Source organism: Virgibacillus senegalensis (assembly GCF_000821245.2).
In the GTDB taxonomy this organism is placed as follows: Bacteria; Bacillota; Bacilli; order Bacillales; family Amphibacillaceae; genus Sediminibacillus; species Sediminibacillus senegalensis.
In genome coordinates, this window is the sequence record NZ_LN611422.1 from 100456 (window position 1) to 121752 (window position 21297).

General features: G+C 45.0%; 17 protein-coding genes, 1 tRNA gene and 1 pseudogene. 14 read left to right on the forward strand and 5 right to left on the reverse strand.

What is annotated here, in order from left to right:
* The 6 genes and pseudogenes from BN1067_RS19675 to BN1067_RS00910 form a co-directional block, all read left to right on the forward strand.
* Window positions 1–315: pseudogene (locus BN1067_RS19675) on the forward strand (IS5/IS1182 family transposase); the annotation flags it as partial.
* A 356-nt stretch (window positions 316–671) separates the two neighbouring features.
* Window positions 672–2399 carry an alpha-amylase family glycosyl hydrolase gene (locus BN1067_RS00890; protein WP_053217055.1) on the forward strand — a complete coding sequence of 576 codons (1728 nt, stop codon included), beginning with the start codon at window positions 672–674 and terminating at the stop codon, window positions 2397–2399.
* Between the two features lie 11 nt (window positions 2400–2410).
* Window positions 2411–3568, forward strand: coding sequence for a glycerate kinase (locus tag BN1067_RS00895; protein WP_110943236.1), 1158 nt, complete (start codon window positions 2411–2413; stop codon window positions 3566–3568).
* The gene (locus BN1067_RS00900; RefSeq protein ID WP_053217057.1) at window positions 3565–5193 is read left to right on the forward strand and encodes a sodium:solute symporter; all 1629 of its coding nucleotides are present in this window, start codon (window positions 3565–3567) and stop codon (window positions 5191–5193) included. The genes BN1067_RS00895 and BN1067_RS00900 overlap by 4 nt, the downstream gene beginning before the upstream one ends.
* 10 nt (window positions 5194–5203) lie before the next feature.
* Entirely contained in the window at window positions 5204–5746 is a 543-nt protein-coding gene (locus tag BN1067_RS00905) for a hypothetical protein (RefSeq protein ID WP_053217058.1), read from the forward strand.
* A 55-nt stretch (window positions 5747–5801) separates the two neighbouring features.
* Complete coding sequence (locus BN1067_RS00910; RefSeq protein WP_053217059.1) at window positions 5802–6935, forward strand: CdaR family transcriptional regulator; 1134 nt, start codon at window positions 5802–5804, stop codon at window positions 6933–6935.
* A gap of 39 nt (window positions 6936–6974) precedes the next feature.
* On the opposite strand, the gene BN1067_RS00915 is transcribed toward BN1067_RS00910, so the two are convergent.
* Window positions 6975–8738, reverse strand: coding sequence for a glycoside hydrolase family 13 protein (locus tag BN1067_RS00915; RefSeq protein ID WP_053217060.1), 1764 nt, complete (start codon window positions 8736–8738; stop codon window positions 6975–6977).
* Window positions 8739–9112: 374 nt separating this feature from the next.
* Here BN1067_RS00915 and BN1067_RS00920 point away from each other — a divergent pair, with 374 nt between their 5' ends.
* The 5 genes from BN1067_RS00920 (at window position 9113) to BN1067_RS00940 (ending at window position 16120) form a co-directional block, all read left to right on the forward strand.
* Window positions 9113–10384, forward strand: a complete 1272-nt coding sequence (locus BN1067_RS00920) for a sugar ABC transporter substrate-binding protein (protein ID WP_407701341.1) — start codon at window positions 9113–9115, stop codon at window positions 10382–10384.
* Between the two features lie 72 nt (window positions 10385–10456).
* A complete protein-coding gene (locus BN1067_RS00925) occupies window positions 10457–11785 on the forward strand; it encodes a carbohydrate ABC transporter permease (RefSeq protein WP_053217062.1) in 1329 nt (442 codons plus the stop codon).
* Window positions 11785–12624: a sugar ABC transporter permease gene (locus BN1067_RS00930; protein ID WP_053217063.1), complete on the forward strand. Its 840-nt coding sequence runs from the start codon at window positions 11785–11787 to the stop codon at window positions 12622–12624. The genes BN1067_RS00925 and BN1067_RS00930 overlap by 1 nt, the downstream gene beginning before the upstream one ends.
* 85 nt (window positions 12625–12709) lie before the next feature.
* A complete protein-coding gene (locus BN1067_RS00935) occupies window positions 12710–15064 on the forward strand; it encodes a glycoside hydrolase family 31 protein (protein ID WP_053217064.1) in 2355 nt (784 codons plus the stop codon).
* 36 nt (window positions 15065–15100) lie between these two features.
* Window positions 15101–16120 (forward strand): LacI family DNA-binding transcriptional regulator, encoded by a 1020-nt coding sequence (locus BN1067_RS00940; RefSeq protein WP_053217065.1) that lies wholly within the window; start codon window positions 15101–15103, stop codon window positions 16118–16120.
* Window positions 16121–16442: 322 nt separating this feature from the next.
* On the opposite strand, the gene BN1067_RS00945 is transcribed toward BN1067_RS00940, so the two are convergent.
* Both BN1067_RS00945 and BN1067_RS19680 read right to left on the reverse strand, forming a co-directional pair.
* Window positions 16443–16904 carry a DUF305 domain-containing protein gene (locus BN1067_RS00945; RefSeq protein ID WP_324777765.1) on the reverse strand — a complete coding sequence of 154 codons (462 nt, stop codon included), beginning with the start codon at window positions 16902–16904 and terminating at the stop codon, window positions 16443–16445.
* 177 nt (window positions 16905–17081) lie between these two features.
* Entirely contained in the window at window positions 17082–17525 is a 444-nt protein-coding gene (locus BN1067_RS19680; RefSeq protein ID WP_053217066.1) for a hypothetical protein, read from the reverse strand.
* Between the two features lie 259 nt (window positions 17526–17784).
* Between BN1067_RS19680 and BN1067_RS00955 the strand changes: the two genes are divergently transcribed.
* Both BN1067_RS00955 and BN1067_RS00960 read left to right on the forward strand, forming a co-directional pair.
* Window positions 17785–18375 carry a YdhK family protein gene (locus tag BN1067_RS00955; RefSeq protein ID WP_053217067.1) on the forward strand — a complete coding sequence of 197 codons (591 nt, stop codon included), beginning with the start codon at window positions 17785–17787 and terminating at the stop codon, window positions 18373–18375.
* Between the two features lie 220 nt (window positions 18376–18595).
* Window positions 18596–19039 (forward strand): hypothetical protein, encoded by a 444-nt coding sequence (locus BN1067_RS00960; RefSeq protein ID WP_053217068.1) that lies wholly within the window; start codon window positions 18596–18598, stop codon window positions 19037–19039.
* Window positions 19040–19097: 58 nt separating this feature from the next.
* Here the strand turns inward: BN1067_RS00960 and BN1067_RS00965 are convergent, their stop codons facing one another.
* Window positions 19098–19604, reverse strand: coding sequence for a DNA topology modulation protein (locus tag BN1067_RS00965; RefSeq protein ID WP_053217069.1), 507 nt, complete (start codon window positions 19602–19604; stop codon window positions 19098–19100).
* Between the two features lie 301 nt (window positions 19605–19905).
* Complete coding sequence (gene dat / locus BN1067_RS00970; RefSeq protein ID WP_053217070.1) at window positions 19906–20778, reverse strand: D-amino-acid transaminase; 873 nt, start codon at window positions 20776–20778, stop codon at window positions 19906–19908.
* 304 nt (window positions 20779–21082) lie between these two features.
* Between dat and BN1067_RS00975 the strand changes: the two genes are divergently transcribed.
* Window positions 21083–21156, forward strand: a tRNA-Gly gene (locus BN1067_RS00975).
* Window positions 21157–21297: the final 141 nt, after the last annotated feature.

Sequence of the window (21297 nt, forward strand, 5' to 3'; positions counted from 1 at the left end):
CCGTCGTAAACGTCTGAAAGACATCAACCTTTTAGATCTCCTGATGGGAAAAACCGTAGAGATCGCTCTTGAGAAAGGCGTGATTCAATCGAAGTCTCTCATCCTTGATGCGACACACACCAAGGCTCGATACAATCAAACATCCCCTCAAGAAGTATTGCGTAGCCGTTCCAAGAACGTCCGTAAAATGATTTATTCTATCGATGAATCCATGAAAAAAAATTTTCTGAGAAACCAACCGAAGATACGCTTGAAGTTGAGCTGGACTATTCGGAACGTCTTGTCGAAGTCATTGAGAAGGAACCAAAGCTCGTTTTTCGTTTACCCTCTGTTGATTCTACGATGAGCGTTCGGTGGTGACGCCTGCGGGAACAGCGCGAACGAAGATCCACTTGATTAAGTGATCTTCTTGACCAAGTTAGCTGAGGCCGTGCCCGCGGCAAGCATCCACCAACAAGCGATTCGCGGAATCAACAACAAACTTTAAAATCTCTTCTAGATTAGAAAGGACTTTTTCAGTGGCCTCTTGCTCAGCAGGGAGGTTTTTTTGCTTTATTGGTTTGTGAAACAAAAAGAGAGATAATAGTTACTTATATTTTGTTATAGATAACATTGAAAGCGGTTTTTTGGTTTGATAGAATGTAGAAATCAAAGCTGGAGGAGGCGACATCATGGATATAGACAAGAAAGCGCTTTACGCCATGGAAGAAAAACTGCAATTTATTTATGCGCAACGTGATGCAGCATATATAATGACTAATATAGAACGCTTGCTGGATGAGTATAAGACGAACATTCCGGCCCAAAATCAAAAACAAGACTTTGTCTCTGAAAAAGATACCATTTTGATCACTTACGGCGATACAATCAAAGAAGAGGGGAGAGCTCCTCTGCAAAGCCTTCATGAATTTTTGAACGGCCATGTGAAGGATGCGTTGACCGGTGTACATGTGCTGCCTTTCTATCCTTATAGTTCAGATGATGGCTTTTCTGTAATCGATTACTTTGCCGTCAATCCGGAAGTGGGCAGCTGGGAAGATGTGGAAAGGCTTTCGGATGATTACGAGTTGATGTTTGACGCGGTAATCAACCACATTTCGGCCAAAAGCGAATGGTTCCAGGGATACTTGAATGGGAACCCGGATTATCAGCAATTTTTCATTGAAGCTGATCCGGACGGCGATTACAGCAAGGTTACCCGTCCGAGGGCACTGCCGTTGTTGACGAAGTTTGAAACCGCTAACGGACCAAAGTATATTTGGACAACCTTTAGCGAGGATCAGATTGATCTGAATTACCAAAATCCAGACCTTGTCCTGAAAATCATCGAATTGTTGTTGTTCTATATCAGCAAGGGAGCGAAATTGATCCGCCTGGATGCGATCGGGTTTTTATGGAAAGAGATGGGCACAAGCTGCATCCACTTGGAACAGACCCATCAAATGATTCAGGTTTTCCGTGACATCGTGGACGCCATTGCTCCTGATACCATCCTTATTACGGAAACGAACGTGCCGCATAAGGACAATATCAGCTATTTTGGTAACGGTTATAACGAAGCGCGCATGGTGTACCAGTTCCCGCTTCCGCCGCTGACGCTGCACACCTTTTTGACCGGTGATGCAGGACACCTTGCAGACTGGGCAGACAGCCTGGAAGGAACAACGGAAGAAACAACCTTTTTTAATTTCCTGGCATCTCATGACGGCATCGGCGTCCGTCCCGTAGAGGGAATTCTGTCAGACAGTGAAGTGGAAAACATGATCAATGCAGTCCAGGATCACGGCGGGTATGTTTCCTACAAAGATAACGGTGATGGGACAAAAAGTCCGTATGAATTGAATATCAATTACTTTGATGCATTGTCAGACCCTGAAGATGAGCAGGAATGGAAAGTGAAGCGTTTCATTGCTGCACAATCGGTATTGCTTTCGGTAACAGGAGTCCCTGGCATCTATATTCACAGTATGCTAGGTTCACAGAATTACCAGGAAGGGGTTGAAGAAACGGGCCGTTACCGTTCGATCAACCGGGAAAAGCTTGACCGCAAAAAGCTGGAACAGGAACTTGCCGATCCATCATCGATCCGCAGCCAAGTACTGGCAAACCTGAAGAAATTGATCAAAATACGAACCGCTGAACGGGCATTCCATCCAAACAGCCCGCAGCAGGTATTAAAGTTGAACGACCATGTTTTTTCCATCGTCCGTACGAACAAAGACAACCCGGAAGAAAGAGTGTTTGTGTTGATCAATGTATCCGAACAGGAACAAAGCCTGACGTTCGATATGGGAAGCAAGACAGCACGTGATCTTGTTTCAGGCGATACGTATCAAGCGGATACTGGTGAACTGTCGCTTGCCTTGAAGCCTTATCAGATTATCTGGCTGAAGGTATAGGGGGAATTGGAATGAAGTACATCATAGCTCCGGATTCTTTTAAAGGATCGATAACGAGTACGGAGGCAGCCAATGCAATCGGCCGGGCTATTGAGGAAATGGACGAGCATGCGGAAATAATCAAGCTGCCGATGGCCGATGGAGGAGAAGGTACGGTCGATGCTGTGCTATTGAGCAGAGGTGGAACCGAAATAACCTGCCAGGTGGAAGATCCACTGGGCAGGAACATATCGGCGAGCTACGGCTGGATAAAGGAAGACAGGACAGCTGTCATTGAGACCGCTGCAGCTTCCGGGCTGCCACTTCTGAAAGAGAAGGAGCTGGACCCATATTTGGCATCCAGCTATGGAACCGGTCAGCTGATCCGGGATGCTTTGGATAAAGGCGCGAAAACGATCATTCTTGGACTGGGCGGCAGTGCAACGGTTGATGGCGGTGTCGGCTTATTCCAAGCGCTGGGTTTACGGGTCTACGATGAAAATGGCGATAAAATCGAACGGGCCGGAGGAAGGCTCCACCGGATCGCGAAGGTGGATACCAGTCTGCTTGAACCGAGGTTGAACCAAGTCCATATCATCGTAGCATCCGATGTGACGAATCCCTTGCTAGGCAAAAATGGAGCAGTGGCCATCTTCGGGCCGCAAAAAGGGGTAGCTCCTGAGCAGGTGGATTCCTTTGAAGCGGGAATGGCCTCCTTTGCTGCCGTTACTGCCAAGACCGTACAGCGCAACATGGTAGATGAGCCTGGCAGCGGAGCAGCGGGTGGAATTGGCTTTTTGCTGCATTCCCTGCTGACAGTCGAGTTTCGCAGTGGTTTGGATCTGATGGTCGAATTAAGCAGACTGGAGGATCATTTGAACGGAGCGGGCATCGTGTTTACCGGAGAAGGAAAAGTCGATGGCCAATCATTGTTTGGCAAAGTCCCTGTAGGGGTTGCCCGTGCCGCGAGGAGAAACAATGTTCCGGCAGTGGCTTTCGCCGGCATGATCGGCGATGGGCTCGAGCGCTTGCAGGAGGAAGGGTTATCGGCCGTCGTGCCGATTATCGATCAGCCAATGACGCTGCAAGAGGCGATGATAAAGGGAGAAACGTTATTATATAAGGCCGCAAAGCGGACAATACAGTTAATTTTATTGCATAACGGGAGTTTGGGAGGGGAAACAACATGAATAATTTTACCACGATAGATTTTGTCGTATTGATTGTGTACGTATTGGGCATTGCCTGTTTCGGCGCCTTTTTCGGCAAAAATCAAAAATCCACAAAAGACTACTTTTTAGGTGGACGGAGTATTCCCTGGTGGGCAATCGGCCTATCGGTGATGGCTACACAGGCCAGTGCGATTACGTTTATCGGCGCGCCGGGCTGGGGATATTCCGGTGGTCTGGAGCGGATCAATACCTATATCAACGTACCATTGGTTATGGCGTTTTTGATGGTGACAATTGTACCGTTCTTTTACCGGACGGAAGTATATACGGCTTATGAATATTTGGAAAGACGATTTGACGCGAAAACAAGGTCGTTGACTGCAGGCTTGTTCCTGATCGCGCGCGGTTTGGCGACAGGGGTTGTCCTGTACGCGCCTGCACTTGTCTTGTCTGTTGTAACTGGCTGGGATGTAAACGTTACGATTATCATCATGGCAATCATTGCGGTTGCTTATACCGTGCTTGGCGGGATTTCCGCGGTTATCTGGACGGATGTTATTCAAATGTTTGTCTTGTGGTTGGGTGCAGCGTTGGCTATCACTAAAATTGTCACGACGCTTCCAGACGGTTTTTCCGGTGCCATGGATCTCGGCGCGGAAGCAGGATTGCTCCAGTCGCTCGACTTCCGATTCGACTTGTCTGTTGAATACAGTATTTGGGCAGGGGTCATTGGCGGTTTCTTCATGCATGCTGCTTATTTTGGAACAGACCAGAGCCAAATCCAGCGGGTGTTGACGAGTAAATCGATCAAAGAAAGTAAAATGTCGCTACTTGTCAGTGGAATATTCATCTTCCCGCAAATGATGTTGTTCCTCGTAATCGGAATTATGCTCTATGCGTTCTATTCCCAAACTGGCAGCCCAGGGGTCGACAACTTGAACGAGTTGTTCCCGCTGTTTGTGGTTAACAATCTGCCTGTCGGGATTACCGGATTGATCATTGCAGGTGTTTTTGCGGCTGCGATGTCGAGTTTGGATTCAGCATTGAATTCTTTGTCAGCTGTATCGATACGTGACTTTTATGCAAAATACTTTAAAAAGGATGCGTCAGAAGGCCATTATTTAAAGGCTTCACGCTGGGCAACTATCTTTTGGGGACTCTATGCTACAGTATTTGCCTTCTTTGCCGGTAATCTCGGTCCGGTCATCGAAGTCGTTAACCAAATTGGTTCCTACTTCTATGGCGCTCTGCTTGGTGTATTCATTCTTGCCATTTTCTTCAGACGGGCGAATGGAACGGGAGCTTTCGCCGGTGTAATCGCAGGAATGCTCGCTGTTTGGGCAGTGGTTACTTTCGCGGATATCTCGTTTTTATATAATAATGTCGTCGGGGCAGTCGTCGCTGTTGCTGTCGGCTACGTCGTCAGTCTGATTGGCGGGGCGCCGGAAAGAGAGAAGCTTGCCGGCTTAGTTTTCGGCGATACGGAGCCTGTCCAGGAAGAGCTGAAACGGCGCCAGTCGGAAGCAGATAAAGTAAAAGAAATCGAAGAGGAAAAATCGATGAAAAAATGGCCGTACATCTTAATCGGCTACTTCTTCGTCACCTTGCTCATTTTGTATATCATCCAAACAACAACGATGTAGGTGAGAACGAATGAAAAGCTATGTTTTGCAGCAGGTCGTTGACCAGAGGGAAGCGGTGCGATCTATCAAACAGCATCAGAACAACTTGATTGCTAAATGGCAGCGCTTGTTTCGCTCGGGTCGTCAGCTTACCTCCATTGAGCTGGTTCATCTGCCTTACTGGTGCTTTACTTATCAATATCAGAGCAAACAGATGAAGGATCCGATCAAGGGTAAAGTTGCGGTAGAGACGTATCAGCATCATACGGCCATTCTGCCGGAATCGGCAACATATCGTCCGGCAGAGGAAGCGACGTCTCTGCTCCCGCCAAACGGCGAACCGGTTCCCGAGGTGGCCCGGAAGGAAATTTACTGGGAGGCCTTTTCACGGGAAAAGAAACGCAAGGACATAGCGGTGGACATTATCGATACAGCAATATTGTATGTGCCGTATTGGATCGGCTACTTGCAGGGGGATAAAATCGATATTCTGGCAGTAGACGCCGCAAATGGAAAAATCGATTTAGGAATAAAGGATGCATTGCTGGAAGCAATCATGGCTTCCAGCAAATAAGGACTGCCTCAGGCAGTCCTTCCTGTGTTTCAAAAACAACATAGGTGGGATGAAAATGGCACTTTTATCAGAAGCAATTGCACAACAAATCGTACTGGAAATGGAAAAAATTATTGAGCGTAATATTAATATCATGGACGAAACTGGCATAATTATTGCCAGCAAGGATACTGAGCGAAGTGGGAGCTTTCATGAAGGAGCTTTGAAGGTGATTCAGGAAGGAAAGCCGGTTCCGATTTACTCGGATCAAAGCCATCAGGGTTCCAAGGCGGGAATGAATATGCCAATTTTTTTCAAAGATGAACTGATCGGTGTCATCGGAATTACCGGGAATCCCGATGAAATCAGTGATTATGCCAAGATTATCCATAAAATGACCGAAGTAATGGTAAAGGAAGCTTATGTCAGCCAGGAGCTTGAGCTGGAAAAAAGCGTGAAGGAACGCTTCGTTCATGAATGGCTGCACGAGCAATGGACAGACCGGAGCGACTTTCAGCTGCGAGGCAAAACCTTGCAAATTGCCATGGGGGTATCGAGGCAGGTCTTGCTATTTGAGGTCGTGCATGAAAAAGATCAGCATGATTCAGAGCTGACCAGACAGGAACGCTTGCGCTCCGTCATGAAGGAAGTCGGCGACATGATCGGAATCGGCCGGCAGGATATTCTCGTACTATGGCAGTCCAGCCAGTTTATATTGCTGAAACAGAAACCGTCGAACGCCTTGCCGGACCAGGTGAAGGAATGTCTCAGGCGGCTTTGCAGCAATCAAGTCGGGATTCATTGCGGAATCGGCAGAAAGCAGCGTGGTATGGAAGGAGCAGTCGAATCGTTCAAAGAGGCGGAACAGGCATTGTTTTTTGCCGAACAAAAACAACAGTCTGTTGTGGTGTTTCACGATTTGGGTATTGAATCGATTGTCTACCAGATACCAGAACCGGTAAAAAAAGATTTTATCGAGCGGTTTTTTGCTGTATTTTATGAAAAAAAGCACCGTCAGCTCGTCGAATCTGTCCACGTATTCCTCGAACATGATCAAAGCATCACCGCTGCCAGCGAGGCGTTGTTCATCCATAAGAACACATTGCAATACCGTCTGAAAAAAATGGAGCAACTAACGGGATTTGACCCCAGGAAGTTTCAGGACGCTGCCCTTTATTGGCTGGCACTGGCTTTTCTGGAAAAACAATAACAGGCGTTTCCGAGTCTTTCGGAAGCGCCTGTTATATTTTCATTGTTCGAATATACGGAAACCGAATGGTGGCAAATCAATCACATTCATTCCATTTAACGGCTCCTTTTTTACGCTTTCTGTGGTGAAATGCCATTCAAGCCAAGAACCTTCGTTCAGAAAGGTGCAGTCTTGGATTGCTGCAGATTTTGAACTGTTGTTGAGGGCAAATACGAGACGTCCCGTTTTGCCGGATTTTTCATAAATAAGATGCTGATTCTCGTCCTTGGCGATAAAACGAAATCCTGATTGGTTTCCGAAAAGCGGTTCGTTTTTCCTTAGATGTATCAACAATTGGACAAAGGTAAACAGTTCACGATCCTGGTTGTCTGTTTCCCATTCCATACAGGATCGGCACCCGGGATCCTGTCCTCCGGCCATGCCGATTTCGTCTCCATAGTAAAGACAAGGCGTTCCGACAAAGGACAGTTGGAATAAGTACAGCAATTTGACTTTGTTTTTATCGCCGCCTGCAAGCGTCGCGATTCGCGGTGTATCGTGGCTTCCGAGTAGATTGAAAGCTGTTTCGTTCACACTTGCCGGATACATATGCAGCACCTTGGTGATGGCATTGGCGAATTCAGAGGCCGTGATTTTCTGTTTGGCGAAAAAGTCGACGGCACTATTGGTAAATGGATAATTCATGACAGCGTCAAACTGATCTCCTCGGAGCCACGGCATGGAATCATGCCATATTTCCCCCAATATATAGGCGTCCGGTTTTACACTTTTTACAGCCTGCCGGAACTCTCTCCAAAAGCTGTGGTCGACTTCATTGGCCACATCGAGACGCCAGCCGTCTATATCAAATTCTTCAATCCAGTATTTGGCTGCTTTTAGCAGATAATTTTTCACTTCAGGGTTTTCCGTATTTAACTTGGGCATAGAGCTGACAAAGCCAAATGTGGCATAATTGGGCTCCTTTCCTGTGGTGACAGGAAATTCCCGCAAATGAAACCAGTCTTTGTACCGCGATTTTTCCTGCTCGGTTAGAACCTCCTGAAACGGAGGAAAGTAATATCCGCTATGATTGAAAACCGCATCGAGCATTACCCGGATGCCTCGGTTGTGACAGGCTTCCACGAGTCGCCGGAAGGTTTGTTTATCTCCGAATTGGGGATCGATTTCCATGTAGTCAATGGTGTCGTATTTATGATTGGAATAGGCTTTGAAAATTGGTGTGAAGTAAATACCGGTGATGCCTAGTTCCTCCAGGTAATCGAGATGGTCCATGACTCCTTGGAAATCGCCACCGAAGAAGTTTTCGGGCGTTGGGTCGGCACTTCCCCAATCAAGCGTGCCAGGTGGATTTAATGCCGGATCTCCATTTGCGAACCGCTCCGGAAAAATTTGATACCAGACTGTATCCTTTACCCAGGCAGGCGCTGTAAATGAATCAATCGAATGCAGATAAGGAAAACAAAAGTAATTAGCAATATCAGCCGGCTGGTAGTCGAAAAATCCACCCTCGCTAAAATAGCAGGTTTCCGTCTCTGATTCGCAGCAAAAAGCATAGCGCAGCCGTTGGAAGGGCGGTTTAATTTCCACAAACCAATAATCATGTAATTCGGTGGATCCGGATTTTTTCATCGGTTTACGCTGCGATTGCCACTTGTCCCGCTTCCAATCATAGGGATCCCCGTAAATAAGCGAAACACGGTGGATATCGTCTTTCTTTGTCTGAAGGCAGATGTGCAGTGTTTCTTCGTCATACGCATAGGCAAAGTTGTCTTTCGGCCGGTGATAAATTGCTTCTTTGAACATACTTTAAACCCCTTTCCAGATGGATGGATTCCGAGGGATGCCATAAAAAAACCCGCTTTCCGATTAGGAAAACGGGGTTGTGGCCGGAGCCAGGCATTGCCCTCAAATTAGTCAGTCATTTATTCATAATATAAAGAAAGCGTTTTTATAAGTCAATCCATTTTCGCGTAAAAAGTTTTGTGTTAAGAAAACAGGTTTTCTTGAAAAGGGACAATTCAAAAGGGATCTTTTGGGAAAACAAAACGCTAAAGAAAAGATTCACAAAAAATCGAAAACTTTTGTGAAAACGGTTGCACAATCGAAAAGGGAAATGTAGAATGTAACTAATCTAGTGCAAACGTTTGCGCAAAAATAAGAAAAGGGGAGAAAAAATGATTAAAAAACAAAGAGTGTGGTTCCGTATAGTGGGCTTAACAGTTTTATGTTTTCTGCTGGCAGCATGTGCACCAGAACGGGAAGAACCGGCTGGAGGAGAGAGTGGTGACCAAAATACAGCCGAAAAACCGGAGGAATTGACGATTTGGGCAAATGACGAAGAAGCACAGCTGGAAGCGATTGAAGATATTGCTGCAGATTATGAAGAACAGGAAGGAATCAAAGTGAATGTAGTGGCAAAGTCCATGCTGGATCAAGAGCAGGAGCTATCGCTTGCAGGTCCGGAAGGGAAAGGACCTGATTTGTTTTTCCAGCCGCATGATCGGATAGGCAATATCGTTGCCCAGGGGCTTGCCGAACCGCTTGATTTGTCGCAAGAACAAATTAGCGGGTACAGTGAAGCGGCTATGGAGGCTGTCTCGTACAACTACGACGGTCAAACCGACTGGTATGGTACACCAATGGTGTTTGAAACGTATGGCATTTTCTACAATACCGATATTGTCTCGGAAGCACCGGAAACAATCGAAGACTTGCAGGCTGTAATCGAGGAATATACTAATCCGGATGAAGAACAATACGGATTTTTGATGAAGCCGAACGATCTTTATTTCGCCTATCCATTCTTCAAGAACTTTGGCGCTTATATTTTCGGCGGGGATTCTGGTGAATACGATATAACCGATATTGGTCTGAACAATGAGGGGGCTGTCGAAGGAGGAGAAGTGTATCAATCGTTCTTCGGACAGGGAAAAATACCAGCTTCCACTACCTCTGACGTCATCGACGGATTGTTTACGGAAGGAAAGGTTGGAGCAGTCATTAACGGACCATGGGCCATTCCTGGCTATAGAGATGCGTTAGGTGACAAGCTTGCATTCGCACCGTTCCCTTCCCTCAATGGGGAACCGGGGGAGACACTTGTAGGCGTCAAATCATGGATGGTTTCTTACTACTCTGAAAACAAGGATTGGGCAACGGACCTTGCGTTATTTTTAACCAACAAAGAGAACTTGCAGCATTATTATGAACTAGCAGGTGAACTTCCGCCGAATACGGAGGCGTTGGAAGGACTGGAAGACCCGATTCATGCTGCTTTTGCCGAACAAATCAAACATGGCGTCCCTATGCCAAGTACGCCACAGATGGCTCAGGTTTGGGAACCGATGAACAATGCATTGCAATTCCTAGCCGATGGGGAAGATGTCCAGCCTGTACTTGATGAAGCAGTGGAGCAAATAAAGGCAAACATCGAAGCATCCGGTCAATAGTAATTCACGATAATGGGAAGAGCTTCTTCCCATTATCTTTTATGAAGCAGCTAATTTAAAGGGGTGAATTCCATGGCATTGCCTGCTCATCAACAAGAAGACAGGAAAGGTACAGACAGAAAACCGGACAGAAAACATAACCCGGCGATTGCTGTATTGTTATCGATATTGTTCGCAGGACTTGGACAATTGTATAACAGGCGTTATGTAAAAGGAATAAGTTTTATTATCATCGAAATTGCCTTTTTGGTAACGATGTTGGAATCCATTAATTTCGGATTATGGGGGTTGCGCACACTTGGTACGATTCCGGGAACCGACCACTCGATTCGGCTGCTGGTATTTGGCGTACTCTCTTTAATCGGAGTTTTCTTTGCGGGGACTCTGTATGTTTTCAATGTATTGGACGCCAGAAACCAGGCTCGTAAGATTCAGAAAGGATGGAAGCCTGCACCTTTCAAGGATATAATCAGCGCATTTTATGAGTATGCATTTCCGTATTTAATGACCTTTCCCGGCCTGCTGCTGATGGTCTTTGTTGTCATTTTTCCATTACTCTTTTCGGTACTGCTGGCGTTTACCAACTACAATCTTTACAATTCACCGCCCCGTAATTTGGTTGATTGGGTAGGGTTTGATAACTTCGTCAATCTGGTCACTGTTCCGATATGGCAGGATACGTTCCTTAGTGTGTTTTCCTGGACAATCGTCTGGACAGTTGTCGCCACGTCCTTACAAATTGCGTTGGGACTGTTTCTTGCACTGATTGTGAATGACCCGCGAATCAAATTCAAAAAAATGATTCGGACGGTTTTGATTTTACCTTGGGCTGTCCCGGCTTTTGTAACGATTTTAATTTTTTCTGCGATGTTCAATGATGATTTTGGAGCTATTAACAGGGACATCATCATCCCGTTATTCGGCGGAGGAGGCATTCCGTGGTTGAGTGATCCATTCTATGCTCGGATTGCCATTATTCTGATTCAGACATGGCTTGGATTTCCATTTATCTTTGCCCTGTTCACCGGTGTCCTGCAAAGTATATCGAAGGACTGGTATGAGGCGGCTGACGTAGATGGGGGCTCACGTCTGCAGAAATTTCGTCATATCACCCTGCCCCATGTGATGTTCGCTACCGCCCCGCTGCTGATCATGCAGTACGCGCAGAACTTCAACAATTTCAATATCATTTACCTGTTTAACGAGGGTGGACCGCCAGTACGGGGCCAAAATGCCGGCGGCACAGACATCCTTATTTCCTGGGTATATAAATTGACCTTTGATACCAATAACTACAGCATGGCAGCCGTGATATCGATCATCATGGGATTGATCGTTTCCTGTTTTGCCTTTTACCAATTCAGAAAAACAAGATCATTTAAAGAAGAGGGTGAAATTTGATGGATCAGAAGAAAAAATCGAGGCTCGAAGTCGCGGCCATGTACATAGTATTGTTGGTGGTTGCACTGATTATTTTTTATCCCCTCGTTTGGACGGTCGGCATTTCCTTCAACCAGGGAAACAGTCTCTATTCATCCTCTATCATTCCGGAGAATTTTTCGTTGGATCATTATAAATGGCTGTTTAGTGCAGAAAGCGATTATCTGCTTTGGTACAAAAACTCTTTATTGGTGTCCACTGCTACAGCCATCGGGAGTGTGCTATTTACCTCTCTTGTCGCCTATGCATTTTCCCGCTATCAATTCGTCGGTCGAAAAAACGGTTTGTATGTTTTTTTGCTGCTGCAAATGTTTCCGGTAATGATGGCAATGGTAGCTTTATATATTTTCTTGAATATGATTGGATTGCTAGATACGCTGACAGGATTGATTCTCATTTATTTAGGCGGGCAGATTCCGTTCAATGCCTGGCTAGTCAAAGGTTATTTTGATACGATACCGAGAGAATTGGATCAAGCAGCACGTATAGATGGCGCGGGGCATTTGCGTGTTTTTTGGAGTATTATGCTGCCACTCGCCAAACCGATACTGGCGGTCGTTGCCTTGTTTAACTTCATGATGCCGCTGTTCGATTTTCTGTTGCCGTCGATTGTGTTGTCGAGCGCGGAGAACTATACGCTGGCGGTTGGACTCTATAACTTTATTAATGACCAGTTCGCCAACAACTTTACCAGGTTTGCAGCCGGATCTATCTTGGTAGCCGTGCCGATTGCTGCTGTCTATCTCTACTTGCAACGGTACTTGATTTCTGGTTTGACGGCAGGGGGAACCAAAGGGTGATAATGGTGAACCGATTGCTTTGAATCTGGTATGAAAACGTTACAATAAAGGATATACCAACAACTTGATGCACAGGAGGTATTATATGTTAGAAGATACTAGTTTTGCGATTCATCCCGGGACAGAAAAGCAGAATGAAGCGGCTGCCTACCATGATATCGGCAGCGTCATCGATCAGGAAAAGGTGGATGATACATATCATTTCACCTGTGAAAATGGGCGGATCGCCATCTGTTTTTATACGGATTCGATTGTACGAATCGTGATGAACCCAAAGGAAGCGCCGAAAATGAAGGGTTCCCGGTCCGTCATACCAGAACCAAAGCATGTGGAAGTTCGGGAAGAAATCACTTCAGATTTGCATTTACTTCACACGGCCAAGCTGCGGCTGTCGATTTCGAAGTCTCCTTTTAGGATGAACATTTTTGACCAGGAAGGAAAGGAACTAGTTGCAGAGGGAGAGCACGGCATGGCATGGCGGGAATCCGGCGAAATTGCTGTCTTCAAGGAGATGGATGTGGCAGATCATTTCTACGGTTTCGGAGAGAAAGCCGGCTTTCTCGATAAACGTGGCGAAGTTTATGAGATGTGGAATACCGACGTATATGCGCCGCACAATCCGGAAACAGATCCGTTGTATGAATCGATTCCGTTTTTTATGACGTTGAGAAAGGGGAAAGCCCACGGCATCTTTTTTGATAATTCGTACCGTTCCTGGTTTGACATGCGTTCATTCGGAGACCGTTATGCTTACCGTGCAGAGGGAGGAGAGCTCGATTATTATGTGATGGCTGGTCCGGGCCCGAAAGAGGTGGTGTACCAGTATACGTACCTGACAGGAAGAATGCCGCTTCCGCCAAAATGGGCGATTGGTTATCATCAGTCACGGTACAGCTATCAGACAGAGCAAGAAGTGCGTACGATTGTCCAAAATTTTATCGACAGGGATATCCCGCTTGATGTCGTCCATCTCGACATCCATTATATGAACGGGTACCGTGTCTTCACGTTTGATGAAGAAAATTTTCCGAATCCGGAGCAGTTGATAAAGGACTTGCGTGAGATGGGGGTACGGGTGGTCCCAATCGTAGATCCAGGGGTGAAGAAAGATCCCGAATACCCGGTTTACCAGGAAGGCGTCAATAAGGACTTGTTTTGCAAGTACCTCGAAGGGGACATTTATTTTGGCGATGTCTGGCCGGGTACGAGCGCTTTTCCTGATTTTACCGATGAGGAGTCACGTACATGGTGGGCAGAAAAACACCGGTTTTACACGGATATCGGTATCGAGGGTATCTGGAATGATATGAACGAGCCCGCTGTATTCAATGAGACAAAAACGATGGATGTGCAAGTGATGCACCGAAATGATGGCAGTCCGGCTACACACCGTGAGCTTCATAATCTTTATGGACTGTTGATGGGCAAAGCGACTTATGAAGGCTTAAAAGACCAGTTGAATGGAAGACGCCCGTTTCTGCTCACCAGGGCGGGATTTGCAGGAATTCAACGCTATGCAGCAGTCTGGACAGGGGATAACCGCAGCTTTTGGGAACATTTGCAAATGTCGCTGCCGATGGTGATGAATCTTGGTCTATCGGGCGTTGCTTTTACCGGACCGGACGTAGGAGGGTTCGCCCATCATACGAATGGAGAGCTACTTGCCCGCTGGACACAGGTAGGAGCATTTACCCCATTCTTCCGCAACCATTCGGCAATTGGCTTTTTGTATCAGGAACCGTGGCGTTTCGGGGAGCGCTATGAAGCAGTCATAAAGGAATATATCCGGATGCGCTACCGCTGGATGCCACAGTTTTACTCTTTGTTCGCTAAAGCCAGCAAGCAGGGCTTGCCAGTAATGCGGCCATTGTTTATGGAGTTTCCGGATGACGAGAAAACCTATAACCTTAACGATCAATTCATGATTGGAGATAACGTTATTATTGCTCCGATCCTTGCACCGGCAGTAGTGGACCGTGCTGTTTACCTGCCGGAAGGGGAGTGGATCGAAGCAGCCAGCGGCAAGGTGTATCAAGGAAAACAAACGTATTTAATCCATGCAGAGCTGGAGGATTTGCCGTTGTTTATCAAAAAAGGGACAGCGGTGATGCAGACGGAATGGACATCCAACCAGGATAAATCGTGGAAGCGGGTATCGATGGATATCTATGCTGGTGAAGATGAGGAAAGATACCGTTTTACTTATTACGATGATGATGGGGAAACGTTTGCTTACCAGCATGGCAGTTACTTGGAGCTGGAGGTGGAAATTGTTTCGACAAAAACGGCTGTTAACGTGGAGATCGTTAACCGTAATGGTGATTATGTGCCGGCTTATGGTCAAATCGATGTTCAAGTAATTGGGCGGAAGGACGGCCAGGATGTTATAATAAATGGAGATAAAATGAACGGAAGCAATTACCTGTCCTTGGCAGAGTAATCTGCTTTAAACAGGAGTAGAGGGTGAATTCGGCAAATGGTGACAATTAAGGATGTAGCGAAGGCGACTGGTGTTTCACCCTCTACGGTTTCTAGAGTCATTGCAGATAATCCCCGGATCAGCCCAGATACAAAGAAAAAAGTACGGGAAGCAATGGAAAAGCTGGGTTACCATACGAATATTCACGCCCGGAATCTTGCGGCAAAATCGACCAGAGCCATTGGGGCTATCATGCCATCTTCCGCAGATAAAGCGTTGCAAAATCCCTTTTTTCCAGAGGTGCTGAGGGGGATCGGGGCTGTCATCCATGAAAGGCAGTATTCCTTGACTCTCTCCAGCGGCGAGACAGAACAGGAGATTCTCGAAGAAGTCCAGCGGATGGTGTATGGGAGTTATGTAGATGGGGTCATTCTTTTATATTCCCGTGTCGACGATCCAGTCGTGGCATTTCTCGAAGAAAAGGGGTTTCCTTTTGTCATGATAGGAAAACCTTTTTCAAGGCTGGATGAAATCACACACGTCGATAACGATAATTTTACAGCGGGAAAACAGATTACGAATCACTTGATTGCCCGTGGTCATGACAGGATTGCTTTCATTGGCGGTTCAAAAGATTTGTTTGTTACAAGGGATCGGGAATCCGGTTATCAGTCTGCTTTAGAGGATGCCGGTTTACCCGTTCGTGACGGTTATATTATCCATACAGAATTTCTTAAATCCGGCGGTAAGGAAGCTGTCGAGCAATTGCTTTCGCTGGCTGTTCGGCCGACAGGGATAGTTGTAACCGATGATTTAATGAGCCTTGGGGTATTGAGTACGTTGGAGGAATCCGGTGTCCAGGTTCCTCGTGATATTTCATTGGTCAGCTTCAACAATGCTTATCTTTCGGAAATCACGAGACCGGCACTGACTACTGTCGATATCAATATTTATGCGTTAGGTGCCCAGTCAGCCATGGCGTTGATTGAACGAACGATAGATAAAACGATCAAGCCTAAGCGGATCATTGTACCATATAATATCATTTATCGCAGTTCGGTTAGGGAATATAAGTAGAAGTTGTTTTTGCAAGACCACTGAAAAAGTCCTTTTTAATTTAAAAAGTTGCGTTATCTGTTGATTCCGCGAATCGCTTGCTGGTGGATGCTTGCCGCGGGCAGGCCTCAGCTAACTAACTTGGTCAAGAAGGTCCCGTGACCAAGTGGATCTTCGGCTCACGCCGTTCCTGCAGGCGTCACCACAGATCGCCCTCATAGCGGTTTTTACCTTAAATATAAAACGAATTGTAAAACTTCTTGGGTATAAAGTGCACAAACCCCTTGAAATTAGACGAAAAGCGGTATGCATGGAATTCAAATTCCACACATACCGCTTTTTTTTATTCTTTGTCTTCGAGATCTTCTATTAATTCTTTCATTTCCGTGATTTCTTTCTGCTGTGCTTTGATAATTTCATCGGCTAATTTGCGGACTCTCGGGTCTGAGATTTCTGCCCGTTCGCTTGTCAGGATTGCAATCGAATGATGTGGAATCATCCCCTCCATATAATCGACATCATCAACAAGTGTTTGGCTTCGTAACAGAAAAAGTGATGTGAAGAAAACAATAATACTTCCACTCAGGATTCCGATGTTTAATTTACGGTTTCGAAGCATATTACGCATGAATCCTAACATGATAACAGCCATGGTTGCTCCCATTAATAAAGCCATGTATGCTCGTGTTTCACTGAAAAATATATGATCTAACTTAAAAGTACTCCAGTATTTAAAGAGGAACATGATAATGGTAGAAGTACCCACCATTCCTGCAAACTTCCAATATGGCTTCAATTGTCCCACCCCTTTCTATAAAAAGTAGTTATGGTTACTTTTACCCGCAATTTTGCAGAATTTATGCAGAAAAAATAGAAAGGTTGAAAATTTATTTGTTTTTAAGCGGACTTCGTTACATCCTTCGTTAAATGGAGAAATTGCTTTCTTAAACCTTCCATTGGTATCCGATCCCCCAAACCGTCGTTAAATGTGATTCGATAGGGAATTCAGCCTGTTTAAGTTTTTCCCGTAAATTGCGAAGGTCGTGACAGTAGCAAGGTAATTCATTTTTTTCCAATTTGATTCAATGACTAATCCGTCTCTTGTAATGGTGCCGCTATGTGAGCTTATGATATTTTTCATTGTTCCAGTGGGATCTTTGGAACTTATGAGAATGTTTTTACCGAGATCGGTTATTACTACTTCGGTTTCTGTTTTCGATTCCATAAGCGCAATATGATTAAGGGTACCTTGTGTATAACTATCTTCTAAAACGTCACGATGACTATTCCCTCTATAAAGGATTGATTGAAATTCTTCCTGTATACGTGAATCAATCACATTATGATGAAGATAAAACATCAGAAATGATTCCAAAACTAATACGGAAAGAAGAAAGCAAACGGTAAGTTTTGTCGAAATCTTCATCTGTTAAATTCCTCCTGTCTCCAAAAATGGATAGACCTCTATCATCCTTAAACCCTATTAATCATAGCATGAAGATTTGCAAAAAGTATGAAGATGAATAGGACAAGGTTATAATTCCATTCCCTATAGGAAATAATCGTTGTAAATGAGGAATGCCATAACGATTTGTTAGGGCAGTTGTAGAATGATAGTCAATTTAGAGAGATCCATAAATTTTGCATTTTTGCCTACTATAATAGGGTGTAAAGGAGGATTGGACATGAATAAACGAGTTACCATTATAGCAGCATTATTAGTGATGATAACGTTAGCTGCTTGTAGTTCAGACAGTCAAGAAAACACAGAAGATTCAAGCAGCAACCACGATTCTGATCAAACTTCTCAAGAAATGAATGAGGAACATGAGCATGGAGAAATGGAACATATGGATGGAGAAATACCAAAAGATATGAAAGAAGCAGAGAATCCCAAATATGAAGCGGGAAGTAAAGCTATCATCCAAGATGGTCATATGGCAGGAATGAAGGGAGCTGTGGCAACCATTGTAGGAGCTTACGAGACTACGGTCTACGCCGTCTCTTATGATCCCGTTTCAGGTGGGGAAAGAGTAGAGAACCATAAATGGGTGGTTCATGAAGAACTTAAAGAATCTGATCAAGAGCCATTTCAACCAGGAAGCAAAGTCACATTGGAAGCTAACCATATGGAAGGAATGGCTGGTGCTCATGCGGTTGTGGAGACAGCGGAGCAAACAACGGTTTATGTGATTGATTATGTCCCCCAAGACGGAGGAGATAAAGTTACCAACCATTTATGGGTTACGGAAGAAGAACTGGCACCAGCTGAATAAAAAGTTAAAAAGCGTTTGCCTGATTGGCGGATGCTTTTTTCTCTGTAAATGCTCTTCTCTTCACGATAATGGTAGTCCTGGACTCATAAATGCATGCATTCATTTCCCTGGAATCTCTACACTCGCCCATAGTCCATGTGAAATCGTTTAAGTTCCTCCGAAAAAGGATATAGATTACTAGCACCTATTTCTAACGGATTAATAAACGGAGGGGATTCACATGAAAAAATCGACGATTGGAATGATTGCCGGTTCAACGGCATTAGTATCAGCGGGTACGGTAATGGCTGTCAAGAAATATCAGGAGAAATCAGGGAATGGCAGCCTGAACGGCAACGACATGTTGGAAAAAGTCAAAACAGGTGCCAGCAAAACGATGCAGAAGACGAAGGCCGTCCTTGATAAGCAAATGGATATGATGAATAAAGAGAAACAGATGATCGATCAAGCCGATTCGAAAATGCAAAGCAGTAATCATGCTGGACAGCTAGATCCAACCATCCAGAAAAAGGATGACATCGAAAGTCCCGATGCACCACAGGATGAAGCAGAACAAGGGTTGACAGGGCTTGACCATGAATACCGTTCGGAATGGGTTGCCAACGGTTTTCCCCAAACACATCGTGAAATGGAACGTCTCGAAGAGGAAGACGAAAGTAAATAACGAAAAAACCGGACCCTTTATCAGGGATCCGGTTTTTTTGTGCTATGTAATCCTAAAATTAAGCCTTTAACTGATCGAGCAGCCTTTCTGTATGCTTGGGTGTTTTTAAATGATAGATGGTAATATCGTTGGTGTTTCGGAGTTTTTCTTTGATAGCTGGGGCTCTTCGTTTCTTGAATCGGGCAACCCACAGAAAAAATTCCAGGTCAAGCTTTTCACGGCAGTCTTCTCCCATATCTGGACGGGTTTTTCCTTGGTATTGGATCCGTCTTTTAACAATGCCATACAAGCATCTCAGGGTGGAATAGTCGAGAAAGATGACAGTGTCTGCTGCCTTAAGCCGTAATTCCATGGTGGAACCATAGTTGCCATCAATAATCCAGGCATCTTGTTGGGTGATTTCCTCTTGGAGCTTTTGCAGCTCTTTTTTGTTGATCGGCTGCCAACCCGGTTTCCAGAAATAAGCGTCTAAATGATAAACAGGTAATTGAAGTATGTTGCCTAATTCCCTGGCCAATGTCGATTTACCGGCTCCGCCGCTTCCGATGATGGCGATTTTTTTCATGGATTACTCCCTCCCGATAAGCTTATTTTTTTGTGAGGTCATGAGATCGTGGTGAGGGTGAAACTGGAGAAAAAAAGCAAATCCTATTGGGAAAATTTGCATCGTTTTTCTGGTGACAGATTTTTAATCATACCATTATTTTTCGAAAAATCAATATCTTTTCAGGAGAAAATATGACAAATGGATAAGATGGAACACAACCTATCTTCACATACAAAAACCGAACGAGTTCGAAGCTTCCGATTTCGAATCATCGTCCGGTTATTGCTTTTGGTGCTGTGCTTTTTTCCCAGTCTCTTTGTTACGTTGCTTTTGGAACGGAAGATGCAGTCAAGCCGGCATCTTCCTGGTAGGCCGTTTGCAATTTTTTCGTAACAGGGCCAGGCTCCCCGTTTTGCACGTTTTTTCCGTCAATCTTAACGATTGGCATGACTTCGGCGGTACTGCTCGAAAGAAATACTTCATCGGCCTCTTGCAGATCCTCCAGCTTGAATGCTTGTTCTATGAAGGGGATACCCAGCTCTTTTGCAAGAATCTTCACTCTGGAGCGGACACATCCGTGTAAAATGTTGTTGGTTTCCGGATGGGTATGGATTTTTCCCTCTTTCACGATGTAAGCATTGGATGAGCTGCATTCGGTTACTTTTCCATCGCGATGCAATATTGCTTCAAAAGCACCATGTTCCTTGGCCTCTTGTTTGGCTAGTACGTTCGGGAGCAAATTCAAACTTTTAATGTAACAATTTTGCCAGCGCTCGTCCGGCATGGTGATTGCTGCCACCCCACTGGTCAATTTTTCCATGGGGCGCGGCAAATCTTGTACATACGCATAAAAATTCGCTTCAACATCGATCGGAAATACGTGGTCACGTAAGGCAGAGCCTCTTGTTGCCTGGAGGTATACTTTAGCGTCGTTTTCTACTTTGTTGATCTTTAATAGCTCTTCCAACAAGTGGTAAAGCCTTTCTTTGTTGAACGGCAAGGTCAACTTGACTGCCTCTGCCGAACGGAAAAGCCTGTCGACATGCTCATTTATCAAGTAATAGTTTCCCTGATACACACGGATCACCTCATATATACCATCGCCGAACTGGAGTCCGCGCTCTTGGAATGGATAACTCAATTCGTCTTCGTTCACGAAGGTTGTTTGAGACAAAACTTTCGGATGAATCATAAGCAGAAATCCTCCTTTGCGAAGTTAACAGTTATAAAAAATTATAGCATAGAATAATCTTGTATTATATTATAGAATGGCTTGCAAAATGAATGGATCCAAAACTGTTCACAGGAAGCTTTGGTGTAGGCACCGTCCTAGTATTTTTTAGGCCAGCTGCGGACAATTTATAGATAAAAATTTTTTTCGACAAAAAATGATATTTACCTATTGCATCTACAGAATCTGATTGTTATAATGATTAACGTTACTTCAAAGAAACGTTGTTCCATTTAGGAATGATGGAGATAAACGATAAAAATATGCGGGTGTAGTTTAGTGGTAAAACCTCAGCCTTCCAAGCTGATGATGAGGGTTCGATTCCCTTCACCCGCTCCAATGTACTTATGAGCCAACGCAGTGTTTCGTTTTTAAAGCAACGAGGCATTGCGTTTTTATTTTGGTTAAAATTAACTGGATGTCTCTGGAGATGCTTGCTTGATAGGAGGTCAGGGAAGATTGTATCCTATAAATAGTCAG